The organism is Flexivirga alba (assembly GCF_042661025.1).
In the GTDB taxonomy this organism is placed as follows: domain Bacteria; phylum Actinomycetota; class Actinomycetes; order Actinomycetales; family Dermatophilaceae; genus Flexivirga; species Flexivirga alba.
Window position 1 is genome coordinate 2,094,026 of sequence record NZ_JBHSWH010000001.1, and the last position, 15,648, is coordinate 2,109,673.

Here is a 15,648-nt window from a genome sequence, read left to right on the forward strand (position 1 = left end):
CTCAGTCCCCGATCATGCGGGTCCAGCGAGCGGTGAAGTCCGGCATCGTCTTGGCCACCGTGCCGGCGTCCTGCACGATCAGGCCTGGAACGCGCAGGCCCAGGACGGCGGCCGCCATCACCATGCGGTGATCGCCATACGTGTGAAAAGTGTTGCCACGCATGAGCTTAGGGCGTATGACGAGCCCGTCCTCCGTCTCCTCGACGTCCGCGCCGAGACGACCCAGCTCGGTGGCGAGCGCGGCGAGCCGGTCGGTCTCGTGGAAGCGGATGTGGCCGATGCCGCGTAGGTAGCTGGGTCCGTCGGCGAAGGCCGCGATGGCGGCAACGACCGGCGACAGCTCGCTGGCGTCGTGCAGGTCGAGGTCGACCGCCTCGATCCGGCCGGTGCCGCGCACGGTGAGGCCCTCACGGCTCAGCCGCACGTCGGCGCCGAACTGCTGGAGTATGTCGCGCGCGTGGTCGCCGGCCTGGGTGGTGACCACGGGCCAGTCCGGCACCGTGACCTGGCCATCGGTGAGCAGCGCTGCGGCCAGAAAAGGGAAGGCGTTGGACAGGTCGGGCTCGACCTCGACGTCCAGTGCGTGGATCTGGGACGGCTCGACCCGCCAGCGATTGGCTTCGCTGTCGTCGACCAGCACCCCGGCGTCGCGCAGCACCTCGACGGTCATCGCGATGTGCGGCAGTGACGGGACCTGTTTGCCCTCGTGGATGACGGTGATGCCGTCGTCATACCGTGCACCGGCCAGCAGTAGTCCGCTGACGAATTGCGATGAGCCGGAGGCATCGATGTGGACGGTGCCACCGGCGACCCGGCCTTCACCGGTCAGCGCGAACGGCAGGCCGTCACCGTCGACGGTGACCCCGAGTGAGCGCAGCGCTTCCAGCACCGGGCCCAGCGGACGCACCCGGGCGGCGTCGTCGCCGTCGAAGTTGACCGTGCCCTCGGCGAGCGCAGCGACCGGCGGCAGGAAGCGCATGACGGTGCCGGCGAGGCCGCAATCGATGTCGGCCGAGCCGCGCACTGTTGCGGGCTCGATGAGCCACTCGGTGTCGTCGCTGCGGCTCTCGATGCGGGTGCCGAGGCTCTGCAAGGCTTCGCACATCAGCGTGCTGTCGCGGGAGCGCAACGGCCGGGACAACCGCGAGGTGTCCTGTGCGAGTGCGGCCAGCACGAGGAAGCGGTTGGTCAGCGACTTGCTGCCGGGCACGGGCACGATCGCGTCCACCGCCCGGTCGGCCGTCGGGGCAGCCCAATCGCCCGCTGCAATGGTGGCGGTGGAAGTCGGATGCGGAGGTTCTGCGCTCATCGCGCCAAGATTACCCATCTCAAGGTGGCCGAGTAGCGGGGGAGCGAAGCGGAGGAGCGTATCGAGGTCCCGGCACTCCCAGGCCGCGCCATGCCGATCGCGTTGTATGACGCGCGTTTGGCCTTGCGCAGATTTCCCGTGGCGCCCCCGCCATGCCGATCGCGAGGTATGCCGGGGCACGCGCTTGGCATGGCGGGACCCGGGCGCGGTCGGATCGTCATACGCTGGCCCCATGTGTGGCCGGTATGCCGCGAGCTTCGCCCCCGATGATTTGCTGCAGGACTTCGACATCGAGCAGGACCGCTCCGACGAACGCAGCCGGTCGCTGCTCGTCAACCCGCAGGACCCGCCCGTCGGTGTTCCTGACTGGAACGTCGCGCCCTCCAAGCAGGCGCCGGTGGTGCTGACCCGGGCACCGCGTGACGAGCCCGGCGCCACGGCCTTGCGCCAGCTGCGGATGCTGTCCTGGGGTCTGGTCCCGAGTTGGGCCAAGGACGCCAAGATCGGCCTGCGGATGATCAACGCCCGCTCGGAAACCTTGCTGGACAAGGGCGCCTATCGCAGCGCGGCGATATCCCGACGCTGCCTCGTGCCGGCGGACGGTTGGTACGAATGGCAGGCCAGCCCCACCGCAGTGGACCGCAAGGGGAAGCCGCGCAAGCAGCCGTTCTTCATCCATCGCGGCGACGGCGAATCCATCGCGTTCGCAGGGGTTTACGAGTTCTGGCGGGACAAGTCCGCGGCGGAGGACGACCCGAATGCCTGGGTGGTCAGCTACACGATCGTCACGACGGCAGCCGAGCCCGGCATGGACCGGATCCACGACCGACAGCCGGTTGTGCTCGACCGCGACCAGTGGGCCAGTTGGCTCGACCCGACGCTGACTGAGCCGGACGATGTCCGCGCCCTGCTGGCGCCGCGAGCTATGGGCCGGTTCGAGGCCTGGCCGGTCGGCAAGGCGGTCGGGTCGAGCCGCAACAACGGCCCGGCGCTGCTCGAACCTGCGCCACGCGCCGACCTCGAAGGTGTCGTCGACCCGATGACCGGCGAAGTACTCGAATGACGATGCGCACGAGGCTGATTGACACCCCGCCTGGTCCGGCGCGTGTCCACGTCGAACGCCCCCGCATGCTGATCGAGTGCCGGGGGAGCGAAGCGGGGGAGGTGTATCGAGATCGACGTCCCGCGGCAGTGTCGTCCTCAGCCACGGGGCCGGCGGCGGCATCGACGCGGCTGATCTGGTCGCCCTGCGCAAACTGGTCGACGACGGCTGGACCTACGTGCGTGTCGAGCAGCCCTGGCGAGTGGCCGGCAAGAAGATCGCCACCCCGCCGAAAACGCTTGATGCCGCATGGATTCCGATTCTCGCAAACCTGATGACCGGTCGCTGGGCGTTGCCGAGGCCGCTGGTCGTCGGAGGTCGTTCGGCCGGCGCGCGCGTCGCCTGCCGGACCGCCACGGGGGTCGGTGCCGATGCAGTGCTGGCGCTGTCCTTCCCGCTGCACCCACCGAACAACCCGGACCGCTCCAGAGCCTTCGAGGCGCAGCTGGTGCTGGACGCCGGGTTGCCGCTTGCCGTCATACAGGGGGAGCGAGATCCGTTCGGCGGTCCGGCCGACGTGCGGGAGGCCCTCGGGCCGCAGCCGTCCATAACCGGGGTCCCGGGCGATCACAGCCTTGCCCGCGGCCGCGACCAGGTGCTGGCAGCGGCCCGAGCCTGGCTCGCCACGCTCGCTCCGCCGAGAGTGCATGAACAGCACTGACAGGACTAGAAATTCGCCCGATGAGTCATGCCTTCACCGTCATCGAATGACCTCTCGATGGCGGCGCCAGGCACGCGCGATGTGTCCTGCAGAGGGTGCGCGAACGTGGTCCGCACCATCTGCAGTCCCCACGCCGGTGAATTGGCCGCAGCGATTTTGGGGCCAGCAGGAGGTGCGGTGGAGCGCACCTCCTGCTGGTCCTTGATCGCGAAGCGCAGTGCCGCGGACTGAGGACCGGCGAAAGGTGCGTCTGCGACCCGTCAGACCAGCGCCCGGACCCGCCGGGGGAACCACTCCACACACTTCGACTGTTGCTTGGCACTTGAACCCTGGGGATGTCGCTCGACAGTTTCCTGTCCTGCCGGTGATGAGATCTTGCGGCCGTCCCGATCCTTCCGGCAGGCGCGGCGTAGCGTGGCCCCATGACCCTGACCATCGGATACAAAGCATCCGCAGAGCAATTCGCGCCCCGTGAGCTGGTCGATCTGGCGGTCGAGGCCGAGCGCGCCGGGATGGACAGCGTTTTCGCGTCCGACCACTTCCAGCCGTGGCGGCACGACGGCGGGCACGCACCGCATGCGCTGACCTGGCTCGCGGCGGCCGGCGCTCGCACCGAACGCATCGTGCTGGGCACCTCGGTGCTGACGCCGACATTCCGCTACAACCCGGCCGTGCTCGCGCAGACGTTCGCAACGCTCGGCTGCCTCTACCCGAACCGCGTGATCCTCGGTGTCGGCTCGGGCGAGGCGCTCAACGAGATCGCCGTCGGCCAGGAGGGTTGGCCGGACTTCAAGGAGCGGTTCGCCCGGCTGCGCGAGTCGGTGCGGCTGATGCGGCAGTTGTGGACCAAGGAGCGGGTTAGCTTCGACGGAGACTACTACCGCACCGTCGATGCCACGATCTACGACCGCCCGAAGCAGCCGATCCCGGTCTACGTCGCGGCCGGCGGCCCGACGGTCGCGAAGTATGCCGGCCGGATGGGCGACGGCATGATCGTCACCTCCGGCAAGGGCATGGAGCTGTATGCCGACAAGCTCGTGCCTGCGATGCAGGAGGGCGAGGCGCTCGGCAAACGCGAACCCGGCGCGGTCGAGCAGTTGCTCGAGGTGAAGATCTCCTACGACCGTGACCCGGAGAAGGCGCTGGAGAACACCCGTTTCTGGGCGCCGCTCGCGCTCACACCGGAGCAGAAGCACAGCATCGACGACCCGATCGAGATGGAGCGGGCGGCCGACGCGCTGCCGATCGAGCAGATCGCCTCACGGTGGATCGTGGCGTCCGATGTCGAGACGGTGATCGAGGGTGTACGCCCGTATGTCGATCTGGGCTTCTCCCACTTTGTCGTGCATGCGCCCGGGAATGACCAGCGTCGCTTCCTGGCGCAGTTCAGTGCAGACGTGCTTCCCGCGCTGCGCGAACGCTTCTGACGCCGGCCGCGCTGTAGTACGTCAGGCGGTCTTGGCCGCGGCGTGCGATTCGGCGGGTGACGACATGTCGATGGCCTGGGCCGACGCCAGTTCGCGGACGGTCCCAGCCGTGTCGACCGAGATGCGTCGCTCCAGCAGCAGGGTGCGCGCGAAAAGAGCGATGACAAAGCACAACGAGGCTGCATAGATCAGCGCCGAGGTCGCGATGAAGACTGCCATTGCCGCCACACAGGGATCTGACCCATCGTGAGCCGTGTTGGAGTGGCTTTCTGTGAGATCGTTGCTATACCGCCACTTTTGCTGTCTTTTACCCGTGCTTTACCAGGCATGGCGTTATCCGAGCTGCTGTCCGGATGAGACGGCCGAGGGCGCAACGACGTCCGGGAATGCTTCGCTCGGCGCCGCCGTTGAAGGGGACAAGTTCAGGATCGTCTCGTAGTGAGGAGTGCAGCTTGTTGCACGCGCCCTTGACGCTGACGGAGCCGGGCGGCTCCGCAGGTGGCTCGACCCTCGTCGACGCCAGCCCAAAATCCACCGGAGGTCTAGGCTCGATGTCGATGACCACACAAGAAGGCAGTGATTTGCAGCCGAAGTCTGCTGAAGATCCCAACCTCGATGTCGCGAGCGAGTCCGAAGTCGACCGCGTGGCGCGGTTCGAGCGTGACGCCATGCCTTACCTCGACCAGCTCTACAGCGCTGCGTTGCGCACCACCCGTAACCCGGCGGACGCCGAGGACCTGGTGCAGGAGACGTTCGCGAAGGCGTTCTCGGCCTTCCATCAGTACAAGCCGGGCACCAACCTGAAGGCCTGGCTCTACCGGATCCTGACCAACAGCTACATCAACACCTATCGAAAGAAGCAGCGCCAGCCGCTGCAGTCCGACGCCGCCGAGATCGAGGATTACCAGCTCGCGCGCGCCGAGGCGCACACGTCGCGCGGATTGCGATCCGCCGAGACCGAAGCCATGGACCACCTCCCGGACAGCGACGTGAAGCGCGCCCTGCAGGAGGTCCCGGAGGACTTCCGGATGGCCGTCTACTTGGCGGATGTCGAGGGCTTCTCCTACAAGGAGATCGCCGAGATCATGGACACCCCGATCGGGACGGTGATGTCGCGGCTGCATCGCGGTCGGCGGCAGCTTCGTGAGTTGTTGACCGACTACGCCGTCGAGCGTGGCTTCATCAAGGAAGGTGCGTCTTCCTGATGGGCGCCGAATGTGGCGACTACGTGTCGCGGATCTATGAACTGCTCGACGGCGAGTTGGACGACACCGGTCGCGCCAAGCTGCAGGCGCACCTCGACGAGTGCCCTCCGTGCCTGGACGAATACGAGCTTGACCGGATCCTCAAGACCCTGGTCCAGCGTTCGTGCGCCTGCGAGCACGCGCCCGACACGCTCCGCCTGCAGATCCTGCAGCGCATCACGACGGTGCGGGTGACTCAGGTGCACATCCAGGAAGGCTGAGGCTCACCCTCCCGCTCCTGTATGACGAACGGCCCGGCGGCACGCGTTTCGCGTGCTGCCGGGCCGTTTCATAAGCCGTGGCCTCAAGGGTTCGGCCGGAGGCCGACGACGGTGATCGGGAACGCTGAGGTGAGGACGAGGTACGAGTCCTCAACTCAGGCGTTCGGCTTCTTGCCGTGGTTGGCGGCCTTGCCCTTACGGCTGCGACGCTTGCGGGCGCGCTTGCTCATGGTGACTCCTCGGATCGAGCGGAAGCTGATGGTAGCCGCGAGAGCGGCCGAAGCATCATCTCACATGCGCCAAGGTTAAAGATTCGGTCAAGAAACGGACTTCGCACCTGTCCAGCTTGCGAGATCGGGGTCACATCGTGAGAGGATCAAGAGGATTAACCTATGGTCCCAACCCTGGGGGCCGTACTGAGATCTGCATCTTGTCCCGTTGCGGGGCAGTGCGGAAAGGATCTGGACATGGATCAAGCAACACTTTTGGCGATGCTCACAGCGTTGTCCGGCGGCGGAAACTCGATGTCGGCCATGACGATTAAGTGGGATCCGGACAACTGACGTTGCTGGCCGCACTGAGCGGCGTTGGCGCTGTGGTGGTCGGCGGAGGCAGTTGACTGCTGAAATATGAAGCGTGCATGGCTGGTGATCCTGGGGATCTCCGTTGCTCTCGCGTTGACTTGCCTCGGTTCCGCGTCGACTTCGTCGACGCGGGACCTTTGGTGTCTGCGGTCGTCATACTCTCGTTGCTGGCGTTGCTCGCCTCGGCGGCGCAGTCGACGCGACTTGCAGCAGGTAACGCCAGCGTCTCACTGACATCGATCTTGTTAGGGGCGGCCATCCCGCTGGCCGGCCCCATCGGTGCAGCCATCGTTGGGATGGTGTCCGCCATAGACCCGGCGACCAGGCGTCCGCCGGTTGTGCGCGCGTTCAACGTGTCGATGACCGGACTGGTCGGCGCTCTCGGTGGCCTCGTCTACCTAGGCTTTGGCGGCATAGTTCACCCGACCCGGGCGCTGGATCCGTTGGCGATCGTTGGTCGGCAATTACTACCTCTCGCGGCTGCGACCGTGATCATGCTGCTGGTCAACGCGTTGTGCGTCGGTCTGATGATCCGGGTGAGTGGTGGGCCGCCCCTTCCGATCTCCGTACGTCGTCTCGTGCGACAGGTGGGTCGGACCTACCTCGGCTACGGTGTGGTCGGCTTCCTCTTCGCGGTGCTCTGGGATCAGGTCGGTCTCGGCCCGGCGACGGTGCTGGTGATGATGGCGCCGCTCGTCCTGGCGCAATGGTCCTATTTCCAGCAGCACGCCGAGTCGGTGGCGCACGAGCGCACGGTTTCCGGCTTGGTCGCCGCGAGTGAGGCCCGTGATCCGATCATGCGCGGCCGTAACCAACGGGTCGCCCAGGTCTGTGAGCTGTTGGGCAATGAGCTGCGGCTCTCGCCGAGCCAGTCCGATGCGCTGCACTTCGCCGCACTACTGCACGACGTCGGCATGGTCGCGCCGGTAGAAGGTCGGCACACTGACGACGAGGGCCGGCAGAGAGACCTCGATCGCATCCGTCGCCATCCGGCGCGCGGTGTCGAGATGTTGCGGTCGATCGAGTTCCTCGGGGACTCGATCACTGCCATCCGGCATCACCACGAGCGATGGGACGGTCGCGGCTATCCCGACGGACTGGCCGGGGAAGATATCCCACAGCTCGCTCGCATCCTGGCGGTTGCGGACACCTTCTGCGCGCTCGTGCCAAGGGTGGGAGTGGACGCGACGATCCAGGTGCTTCGCGGGCGAGTTGGCCGACAGTTCGACCCGGACTGCGTCACGGCGCTGGTCGGCGTCGCCGACACGGCTCGCGGGTTCGCCACCGCCACGGCGGGCGACGAAGCCGGCCCGGAGACGACGGCCGAAGAGAGCCAGTGGCTCGATCATGATCTGCCGACGGTGTCCGACATGCTCGCGAGCGATCGGGCGCAGCGGTGAGACGCACCGTCGCCGGGGTGCGGACCCCGATAGCCCTCTGGTCCGCCGTGTTGGTGGTCGCTTGTCTCTGTGCGGCCGTGCTGCAGGAGCACCTGACCACAGCGTCGGGTCCTCTCGTGCTCGGTTGCTTCACGTTGGCGATCGCTTGTGCATCCTTGCTGCACCTGTCGCTCTTCGGCGGGAGGGCGAGCACACCGGTCGCGACTGCGGTCGCGCTCAGCGTGGCGTTCGCGGGTCCACAACCGTTCAGCTTCGCTGGTCGTGTGCCGGACGCGACCTGGCAGGTGATCGCGACCGTGGTTGTCGGTCGGATGCTGGGCGGGCTGCTGAGCTGGCGTTTCCTCGGCATTCGGCCGGCGCCGATGGCGCGGCTCGGCCCGCTGCTCGCGGTAGCGATCGCGGCGGTGCTCTACCGCGACGTCCCGTTCTTCAACGGCGTCTCCGCCATCGACATGTATGGCGCGTGGGGCTCGCACCGCTGGCGTTCGGCCGTCGCGATGGCTGTTGTGGGCGCTGTCGCCGGTGCGGTGATGCTCATCGCGTCGGTCTTCCTGCACCGCAGTGGTCGGTCCTTCCGGACGGAATTCAACGAGGTTGCCCGGATCCAGACCGCCCTCAACGCAGCGGTCGTCTCGACGTCGATCGCGATCGCGCTGGGGATGTCGGCGTTGGGCGTCCTTGCCATACCTCTGATGTCGGCACCGTTGGTGTTGTTGCGTTTTGCGCTGCAACAGCAGGCGTCGGTGATCGACACGCGGCGGCAGACGATCGCCGCGCTGGCGCAGCTGACCGACATTGCCGGCTACACCCCGATCGGCCACTCGGCCCGGGTAGCGGCGCTGTCCCGCCGAATCGGTGCCGAGTTGCACTTGAACGACAGGGAGCTCGACGAGCTGGAGGACGCAGCGCGCCTGCACGACATCGGCCAGGTTTCGCTTGCCGTGCCGATCCCTGGTGGCGCCACCATCGACGTGGCACCGTCGGACCAGCGTGGCATCGCCGACGAGGGCGCTCGCATCGTGCGCCGTACAGAGGTGCTCGACCGGGTCGCCGACATCATCGAGGCGCAGGTGGTGCAGTTCCGTGAGGTGCAGGAGTATGGCGAGTCGGTCCCGATGAGTGCACGAATCGTCAAGGTTTGCAACGCATTCGAGGACCTGACCCGAGGAGACGACGCGCTGCGGGACGCGGCGATCGAGCGGTTGACGCTCGGCATCGGCTATGAATACGACCCGACCGTGTTGGACCTGCTGATCAAAGTCACGGCGGGACACGACGACCGCGCCCGCTGAACCCGTCCGGATTACGACGAGCAGCTGGGGCACCTTCCCCGGCAGAGGACCTCGGTCTCGATCATGACGAACCCGTGGTTGTCGGCGACGTCCCGGCAAACTGCATCGGCCGTCACGTCGTCGATGTCGGCGGTTCGGCCGCAGCTGCGGCATACGACATGGCCCTCGTCCTCACCGGTTCGAGGGTGTTCGGCAGTCGTTGACTCACGATGACACCTCCACGCGGATGCCGAATCCTTTGATCTTGCGGTAGATCGTGGCGCGCGACATACCGAGCGCAGCCGCGGTGTTGTGGCGATCGTCCTGTCCGCGGCGGTGCTTCCAGCGTCGACGGTGGTCGGTGCCTAGACGGGGCAAGTGGTGATGTAGGGCTTCCTGCAACGGTCGTATTCGGTGTGGCTGCGCAGGGTCGTGTCGCTCGTAGCGCGAATGACGGCTCCCTCGCCGAGTGACGGCCGAAAACCGTCACTCGCCGAAGAAGCCGTCATGCGGGATGGTCCTCGAGTCAGGCCGGGTCGGGCTTTGTCAATGACGGGCCGGAGGGCTCGCCGGTGCCGAGGTCCGTCGGGTCGTAGTTGTGATCGACCCGCGGGTCGTCGGATTCCACGAAGTAGTCGGCGACCACGGTCTCGTCGACTCCGGCCGGCACCTTCAACGCGTTGAAGATGAGCGTGAGCACCACGGCGATCACCACGTTGATGATGACCGCGGTGAACGCGATGTAGCCGAGCTGACCGATGACCGGGATGTTCGACAGTGACCCACCGAAGTGCTTGGTGGCGGGGCTGGCGACGTCATAGGCGCGCCACGTGCCGTAGACCATCGCGACTGCCCAACCGGCGAGCAACGCATACCGGTGCATCCATCGGGTGTAGAGCCCGATCACGATCGCCGGGAAGGTCTGCAGGATCCAGATGCCACCCAGCAACTGCAGGTTGATGGCGTTCTGCTTGTCCATCGCGAGCACGAAGATGAGCGCAAAGACCTTGACCACGAGCGACGTCAGCTTGGAGATCTTGGCCTCCTCCGTGGGCGTCGCGTTCGGCCGGATCCATTCCTTGTAGATGTTGCGCGTGAAGGTGTTGGACGCGGCGATCGACATGATCGCGGCGGGCACCAGTGCGCCGATTGCGATGGCTGCGAACGCAATTCCCGCGAACCAGCTCGGGAACTGATCCTCGAAGAGCTGCGGCACGACCAGCTGCGCGTTGGGCTTGCCGTTGAGTCCGATCGGCTTGGTCCCGGCGGCGATGGCCACCCAGCCGAGCAGCGCTAGCAACCCGAGCACGAAGGAGTATGCCGGCAGGATCGACGCGTTCTTGCGGATCGTGTTGCGACTCTTGGACGACAACACCGCAGTGATCGAGTGCGGATACATGAAGAGCGCCATTGCGGAGCCGAATGCCAGTGTCACGTAAGCCCATTGAGCCTTCGGGCCGACCGTGTCGGTGAATTTGGCAGCCTTGCCGGCGGGTGACTCCGACTTGGCGTGCACGGCGTCGAAGATGTGGTTCCAGCCACCGATCTTGCTGGGCAGATAGATCACCGCGACGATGATCACCAGGTAGATCAGGATGTCCTTGACGAAGGCGATGATCGCCGGCGCCCGCAGACCGCTGGTGTAGGTGTAGGCCGCGAGAATGATGAACGCGACGAAGAGCGGTGCGTCGTTCGCGAACCAGTTGCCCTTGCCGCCGATACCGGCGACTTCGAGGACAGCCTGAATACCCACCAACTGCAACGCAATGTAGGGCAGCGTCGCGACGAAACCGGTGATCGAGATCGCCAGGGACAACTCGCGTGAGCCGTAGCGGCCGCGGACGAAGTCGCCGGCGGTGACATAGCCGTGCCGGTGACTGACCGACCACAGGCGCGACATGAAGAAGAAGATGATCGGGTAGAGCACGATCGTGTAGGGCACCGCGAAGAAGCCGCTGACCGCGCCGGCGCTGAACATCGCCGCCGGAACGGCCACGAACGTGTATGCCGTGTAGAGGTCACCGCCCAGCAGGAACCAGGTGATCCAGGTGCCGAAGCTGCGGCCGCCGAGGCCCCACTCGTCCAGCGAGTCCAGATTGCTTCCACGACGCCACCGGGACGCCATGAAGCCCATGACGGTGACCAGCAGGAAGAGCAGGACCAGGACGATCGTTGCCGAGACGTTGAGGCCGCCGCCCGGATGCGACGGATTCGCTGCAGTGTGAAGGAAGTTCGTCATACCTCACCGTCCTGGATGGTCGATGCGTCGGCCGCTTGGAACGGCACGGGAGGACGAGCTTTGGTGACCAACACGTAGGCGATCGACGTGCAGATGACGCAGAAGACGACCAGCGCCATCTGATACCAGATGAAGAAGGGAAAGGCGCCCAGCTTCGGTGTGGTCCGGGCGTACCAGCCGACGGGCACGAGCGCGATCATCGGCAGTAGGAGCACGAGGCCCGCGAGGACTTGTAGACGGCGGTCGGCCGGTGGGGCCTTGTCTGGGTATTTGTGTTGATTCATCCGGTACAACCTCGGGGTCGTAGTGACGGTGCTAACCGGAAAAAGCTACCGCCGTGACGCCTGGTACGGGTGAGATTTACGCGATCCATAGTTTGAGGTGGCCGAGGCTGGCCGAGAACCCTGAGGTGGCCGAGGAGCTCGTGAGGACCGAGCGGGCGTCTCGAGGTCCCGAACCTAAGGTGGCCGAGGAGCGACGAAGGAGATGCTCCTATATCTGTCAAGCAGCGTTTTGGGCTGCTTGTTCGGGGATGGTTGGCAGGGTGATGGACTCGGTCAGGGCTTGCGTGATCAGGCGCTGAACGTCGCGGGCGACGTAGCGTTTGAGGCACCGGATGACGTCGCGTTTCTTGAGGCCGTTGGCGGTCCGGCGAGCGATGTAGTCGCGTGTTGGTTGATGGTGGGCTATCCGGTTGATGACGATTTGGTGCAGCGCGTGGTTGCCCTGTCGGTCGCCGCCGCGGTTGAGCCGGTGCCGGTCGGTTCTGCCCGAGGATGCCGGGATCGGTGAGGCCCCGCACAGTGCAGCGAACGATGCGTCGGTGCGGATCCGGTCGGGGTTGCCGCCGGCGGTGACGAGAAGCTGGGCTGCGGTTTGGATACCGATGCCGGACTGCTTTAGCAGTTTCGGGCAGGCGCGGGCGACCAGCGGGGCCAGGTCGGCGTCGATGTCAGCGATCTCTTCATTCAGGGCTTGGTAGCGGCGCGCGAGTCGACGCAGGGTGGCTTTGACTGCCTGAGCTGGGTCGTGGATGCGGGCATGGTCGGGGCGTAGCCGCGCGCAGGTGGCGATCAGCTGCGTTATCGGTAGGTCGTCCAGGTGGGCGCGTAGGTCTGCCGGTGCGGTGATCATGTGCGCGCGTAGCGAATTGATAGCAGCGGTACGGGATTTGATCGCGCTACGTCTACCCGAACGCAGCACCGCGATGGCCTCGATGACACCGGTGGTGTCCTTCGGTGCGGTGGCCGCGGTCCCGGCCAACACGCCACGGGCGGCCATCAACGCATCGATCGGAGCGGACTTACCCACGCGCCGTCGGGTGCCACGGTCGGGTCGGTTGACCTCGATCACGCGTCCCCCAGCGCTTAGCAGGTGGCGGGTCAGTGCGGCACCGTAGGAACTGGTGCCCTCGACACCGACCGCTACGACGTGCCCGAGCGCGGTCAACCATGCCCATAGCTGGGCGTACCCCTGCGCAGTCGTGGGGAACGTCGCGTGACCCAGTTCTTGGCCTCGTTCGTCAATGGCGGCCACGGTGTGGGTGTCGCGGTGGGTATCCACGCCGCCGATGATTCGGGGGTGATCTTCTACCATGGTGAGCATCCGTTCTCTTTACGGGTGGGCGGATGCGCACCGGCCGGTGTGGGTAGACAGCACATAGACGAGGCCCGGTATGGCCACGCTCCTATCAAGTCATATCCGCCCGGTCGGCACGCGCACGCCGGGCAAGGGGACCGATCTCGTGAAAGACAGTCCTGACTAGAGGACGTCGGCGTCTCGAGGAGTCACCCTTGCCCAGCACACGCACCATCATCTATGCGTCTCGAGGTCCCGATCGCGAGGTGGCCGAGGAGGAGCGAAGCGGGGGAAGCTGCGTCTCGAGGTCCCGCGCACCTCGACCGTCAATCGTCGCTACTGCTCGTGCGCCGCTTTGCCAACCCTGGCAACAGGTCGAACCGCCCGGCGATCAACGCCTCACGCTTCGGGCGGCTCCAGCCGTGCAGCTTGCGCTCCAACGCATATGCCTCGCCAATGTGCGATGTCTCCATGAACCAGACGAGTTCGACCGGCATACGATCGCTGGTGTATGCCGAGCCCATCCCGGCGTAGTGCTCCGTCATACGACGATCAAGGTCGCGGGTGCTGCCGACGTAGTAGCTTCCGTCGCCGCAGCGCAGGATGTAGGTCCAAGCCATGTGCCGATTTTGAGCAGGCTCGAGACGGAAGTCGCCCTAAACCGGGTGGATTGTGGACGAGTTTCGCGTTTGCAGTGGATGTGGACGCGCGGGACCTCGAGACGCATAGATGATGGTGCGTGTGCTGGGCAAGGGTGACTCCTCGAGACGCCGACGTCCTCTAGTCAGGACTGTCTTTCACGAGATCGGTCCCCTTGCCCGGCGTGCGCGTGCCGACCGGGCGGATATGACTTGATAGGAGCGTGGCCATACCGGGCCTCGTCTATGTGCTGTCTACCCACACCGGCCGGTGCGCATCCGCCCACCCGTAAAGAGAACGGATGCTCACCATGGTAGAAGATCACCCCCGAATCATCGGCGGCGTGGATACCCACCGCGACACCCACACCGTGGCCGCCATTGACGAACGAGGCCAAGAACTGGGTCACGCGACGTTCCCCACGACTGCGCAGGGGTACGCCCAGCTATGGGCATGGTTGACCGCGCTCGGGCACGTCGTAGCGGTCGGTGTCGAGGGCACCAGTTCCTACGGTGCCGCACTGACCCGCCACCTGCTAAGCGCTGGGGGACGCGTGATCGAGGTCAACCGACCCGACCGTGGCACCCGACGGCGCGTGGGTAAGTCCGCTCCGATCGATGCGTTGATGGCCGCCCGTGGCGTGTTGGCCGGGACCGCGGCCACCGCACCGAAGGACACCACCGGTGTCATCGAGGCCATCGCGGTGCTGCGTTCGGGTAGACGTAGCGCGATCAAATCCCGTACCGCTGCTATCAATTCGCTACGCGCGCACATGATCACCGCACCGGCAGACCTACGCGCCCACCTGGACGACCTACCGATAACGCAGCTGATCGCCACCTGCGCGCGGCTACGCCCCGACCATGCCCGCATCCACGACCCAGCTCAGGCAGTCAAAGCCACCCTGCGTCGACTCGCGCGCCGCTACCAAGCCCTGAATGAAGAGATCGCTGACATCGACGCCGACCTGGCCCCGCTGGTCGCCCGCGCCTGCCCGAAACTGCTAAAGCAGTCCGGCATCGGTATCCAAACCGCAGCCCAGCTTCTCGTCACCGCCGGCGGCAACCCCGACCGGATCCGCACCGACGCATCGTTCGCTGCACTGTGCGGGGCCTCACCGATCCCGGCATCCTCGGGCAGAACCGACCGGCACCGGCTCAACCGCGGCGGCGACCGACAGGGCAACCACGCGCTGCACCAAATCGTCATCAACCGGATAGCCCACCATCAACCAACACGCGACTACATCGCTCGCCGGACCGCCAACGGCCTCAAGAAACGCGACGTCATCCGGTGCCTCAAACGCTACGTCGCCCGCGACGTTCAGCGCCTGATCACGCAAGCCCTGACCGAGTCCATCACCCTGCCAACCATCCCCGAACAAGCAGCCCAAAACGCTGCTTGACAGATATAGGAGCATCTCCCTTTCGTGACGCTCGCTCGTTCCTCACGAGCTCCTCAAGGCACCGCTTCGTCGCTCCTCGGCCACCTTTGGCTCAGATCTTGAACTCTCCGAGCTCGTCCCAGTGATCGCCGTCCATCTGCACGTTGCGGACGCGCGGGGTCTCCTGGACATACTGCGGCAGTTCGCGCTGAGCGGTCTTGAAGTGCTCGGACGTCACGTGCGCCTCGGCGGCGTCGTCCTTGAACGCCTCGATCAACACATATTCGTTCGGGTCCTCGACGTTGCGGGACCAGTCGAAGAAGAGGTTGCCGGGCTCGGCCCGGGTGGCGTCGGTGAACGTCTTGGACAGCTCGATCCACCCCTCGGCGAACTCGGGCTTCACCTTCCACTTCACGCAGATGAAGATCATCTCGGTCTCCTCGCAGGCTCGGGTTGTATGGCGCACTGCTCCGCGCGCGGCGTCGCAGGTGGCTCACTCTGGCATGCCGGTGTGCGGAATCGGGAGGGCAGTTCTCACAGCGTGACAACCCGCCCGGTGAACGATCCCGATCACCCGGCGCGGGCGCCG

Annotated in this window: 17 protein-coding genes; 9 read left to right on the forward strand and 8 right to left on the reverse strand. The window is 65.9% G+C overall.

Annotated features, from left to right (window positions below; genetic code table 11):
* Position 1: 1 nt before the first annotated feature.
* The gene (aroA, locus tag ACFQDH_RS10365) at positions 2 to 1,309 is read right to left on the reverse strand and encodes a 3-phosphoshikimate 1-carboxyvinyltransferase (RefSeq protein WP_382400992.1); all 1,308 of its coding nucleotides are present in this window, start codon (positions 1,307 to 1,309) and stop codon (positions 2 to 4) included.
* A gap of 232 nt (positions 1,310 to 1,541) precedes the next feature.
* Here aroA and ACFQDH_RS10370 point away from each other — a divergent pair, with 232 nt between their 5' ends.
* The 3 genes from ACFQDH_RS10370 to fgd all read left to right on the forward strand — a co-directional run bounded on the left by ACFQDH_RS10370 (position 1,542) and on the right by fgd (position 4,499).
* Positions 1,542 to 2,372 carry an SOS response-associated peptidase gene (locus ACFQDH_RS10370; RefSeq protein WP_382400994.1) on the forward strand — a complete coding sequence of 277 codons (831 nt, stop codon included), beginning with the start codon at positions 1,542 to 1,544 and terminating at the stop codon, positions 2,370 to 2,372.
* Positions 2,373 to 2,448: 76 nt separating this feature from the next.
* Positions 2,449 to 3,072, forward strand: a complete 624-nt coding sequence (locus ACFQDH_RS10375; RefSeq protein WP_382400996.1) for an alpha/beta hydrolase family protein — start codon at positions 2,449 to 2,451, stop codon at positions 3,070 to 3,072.
* Between the two features lie 422 nt (positions 3,073 to 3,494).
* Positions 3,495 to 4,499 carry a glucose-6-phosphate dehydrogenase (coenzyme-F420) gene (fgd, locus tag ACFQDH_RS10380; RefSeq protein WP_382400998.1) on the forward strand — a complete coding sequence of 335 codons (1,005 nt, stop codon included), beginning with the start codon at positions 3,495 to 3,497 and terminating at the stop codon, positions 4,497 to 4,499.
* A 21-nt stretch (positions 4,500 to 4,520) separates the two neighbouring features.
* Here the strand turns inward: fgd and ACFQDH_RS10385 are convergent, their stop codons facing one another.
* Entirely contained in the window at positions 4,521 to 4,718 is a 198-nt protein-coding gene (locus ACFQDH_RS10385; RefSeq protein ID WP_382401000.1) for a hypothetical protein, read from the reverse strand.
* A 248-nt stretch (positions 4,719 to 4,966) separates the two neighbouring features.
* Here ACFQDH_RS10385 and ACFQDH_RS10390 point away from each other — a divergent pair, with 248 nt between their 5' ends.
* Together ACFQDH_RS10390 and rsrA are read left to right on the forward strand one after the other, a co-directional pair.
* Complete coding sequence (locus tag ACFQDH_RS10390; protein ID WP_382404840.1) at positions 4,967 to 5,704, forward strand: sigma-70 family RNA polymerase sigma factor; 738 nt, start codon at positions 4,967 to 4,969, stop codon at positions 5,702 to 5,704.
* A complete protein-coding gene (gene rsrA / locus ACFQDH_RS10395; protein WP_382401002.1) occupies positions 5,704 to 5,964 on the forward strand; it encodes a mycothiol system anti-sigma-R factor in 261 nt (86 codons plus the stop codon). Before ACFQDH_RS10390 ends, rsrA begins: the two co-directional genes overlap by 1 nt.
* Before the next feature lie 155 nt (positions 5,965 to 6,119).
* Here the strand turns inward: rsrA and ACFQDH_RS10400 are convergent, their stop codons facing one another.
* A complete protein-coding gene (locus tag ACFQDH_RS10400) occupies positions 6,120 to 6,194 on the reverse strand; it encodes a 50S ribosomal protein bL37 (RefSeq protein ID WP_370670776.1) in 75 nt (24 codons plus the stop codon).
* A 494-nt stretch (positions 6,195 to 6,688) separates the two neighbouring features.
* On the opposite strand from ACFQDH_RS10400, the gene ACFQDH_RS10405 reads away from it, so the two are divergent.
* The 3 genes from ACFQDH_RS10405 (at position 6,689) to ACFQDH_RS10415 (ending at position 9,443) form a co-directional block, all read left to right on the forward strand.
* Positions 6,689 to 7,948, forward strand: a complete 1,260-nt coding sequence (locus tag ACFQDH_RS10405; RefSeq protein WP_382401004.1) for an HD-GYP domain-containing protein — start codon at positions 6,689 to 6,691, stop codon at positions 7,946 to 7,948.
* A gap of 17 nt (positions 7,949 to 7,965) precedes the next feature.
* Complete coding sequence (locus ACFQDH_RS10410) at positions 7,966 to 9,240, forward strand: HD-GYP domain-containing protein (RefSeq protein WP_382401006.1); 1,275 nt, start codon at positions 7,966 to 7,968, stop codon at positions 9,238 to 9,240.
* A gap of 74 nt (positions 9,241 to 9,314) precedes the next feature.
* Complete coding sequence (locus ACFQDH_RS10415) at positions 9,315 to 9,443, forward strand: hypothetical protein (RefSeq protein WP_382401008.1); 129 nt, start codon at positions 9,315 to 9,317, stop codon at positions 9,441 to 9,443.
* 302 nt (positions 9,444 to 9,745) lie between these two features.
* Here ACFQDH_RS10415 and mctP read toward each other — a convergent pair whose 3' ends face one another.
* The 4 genes from mctP to ACFQDH_RS10435 all read right to left on the reverse strand — a co-directional run bounded on the left by mctP (position 9,746) and on the right by ACFQDH_RS10435 (position 13,656).
* Positions 9,746 to 11,458, reverse strand: coding sequence for a monocarboxylate uptake permease MctP (mctP, locus tag ACFQDH_RS10420; protein ID WP_382401010.1), 1,713 nt, complete (start codon positions 11,456 to 11,458; stop codon positions 9,746 to 9,748).
* The gene (locus tag ACFQDH_RS10425) at positions 11,455 to 11,742 is read right to left on the reverse strand and encodes a DUF3311 domain-containing protein (RefSeq protein ID WP_382401012.1); all 288 of its coding nucleotides are present in this window, start codon (positions 11,740 to 11,742) and stop codon (positions 11,455 to 11,457) included. Before ACFQDH_RS10425 ends, mctP begins: the two co-directional genes overlap by 4 nt.
* A gap of 217 nt (positions 11,743 to 11,959) precedes the next feature.
* A complete protein-coding gene (locus ACFQDH_RS10430) occupies positions 11,960 to 13,063 on the reverse strand; it encodes an IS110 family RNA-guided transposase (protein WP_382401014.1) in 1,104 nt (367 codons plus the stop codon).
* Positions 13,064 to 13,362: 299 nt separating this feature from the next.
* Positions 13,363 to 13,656: a GIY-YIG nuclease family protein gene (locus ACFQDH_RS10435; protein ID WP_382401016.1), complete on the reverse strand. Its 294-nt coding sequence runs from the start codon at positions 13,654 to 13,656 to the stop codon at positions 13,363 to 13,365.
* Between the two features lie 320 nt (positions 13,657 to 13,976).
* Between ACFQDH_RS10435 and ACFQDH_RS10440 the strand changes: the two genes are divergently transcribed.
* Positions 13,977 to 15,080, forward strand: coding sequence for an IS110 family RNA-guided transposase (locus ACFQDH_RS10440; RefSeq protein WP_382401014.1), 1,104 nt, complete (start codon positions 13,977 to 13,979; stop codon positions 15,078 to 15,080).
* Between the two features lie 91 nt (positions 15,081 to 15,171).
* On the opposite strand, the gene ACFQDH_RS10445 is transcribed toward ACFQDH_RS10440, so the two are convergent.
* Entirely contained in the window at positions 15,172 to 15,489 is a 318-nt protein-coding gene (locus ACFQDH_RS10445; RefSeq protein WP_382401018.1) for a putative quinol monooxygenase, read from the reverse strand.
* Positions 15,490 to 15,648 lie beyond the last annotated feature (159 nt).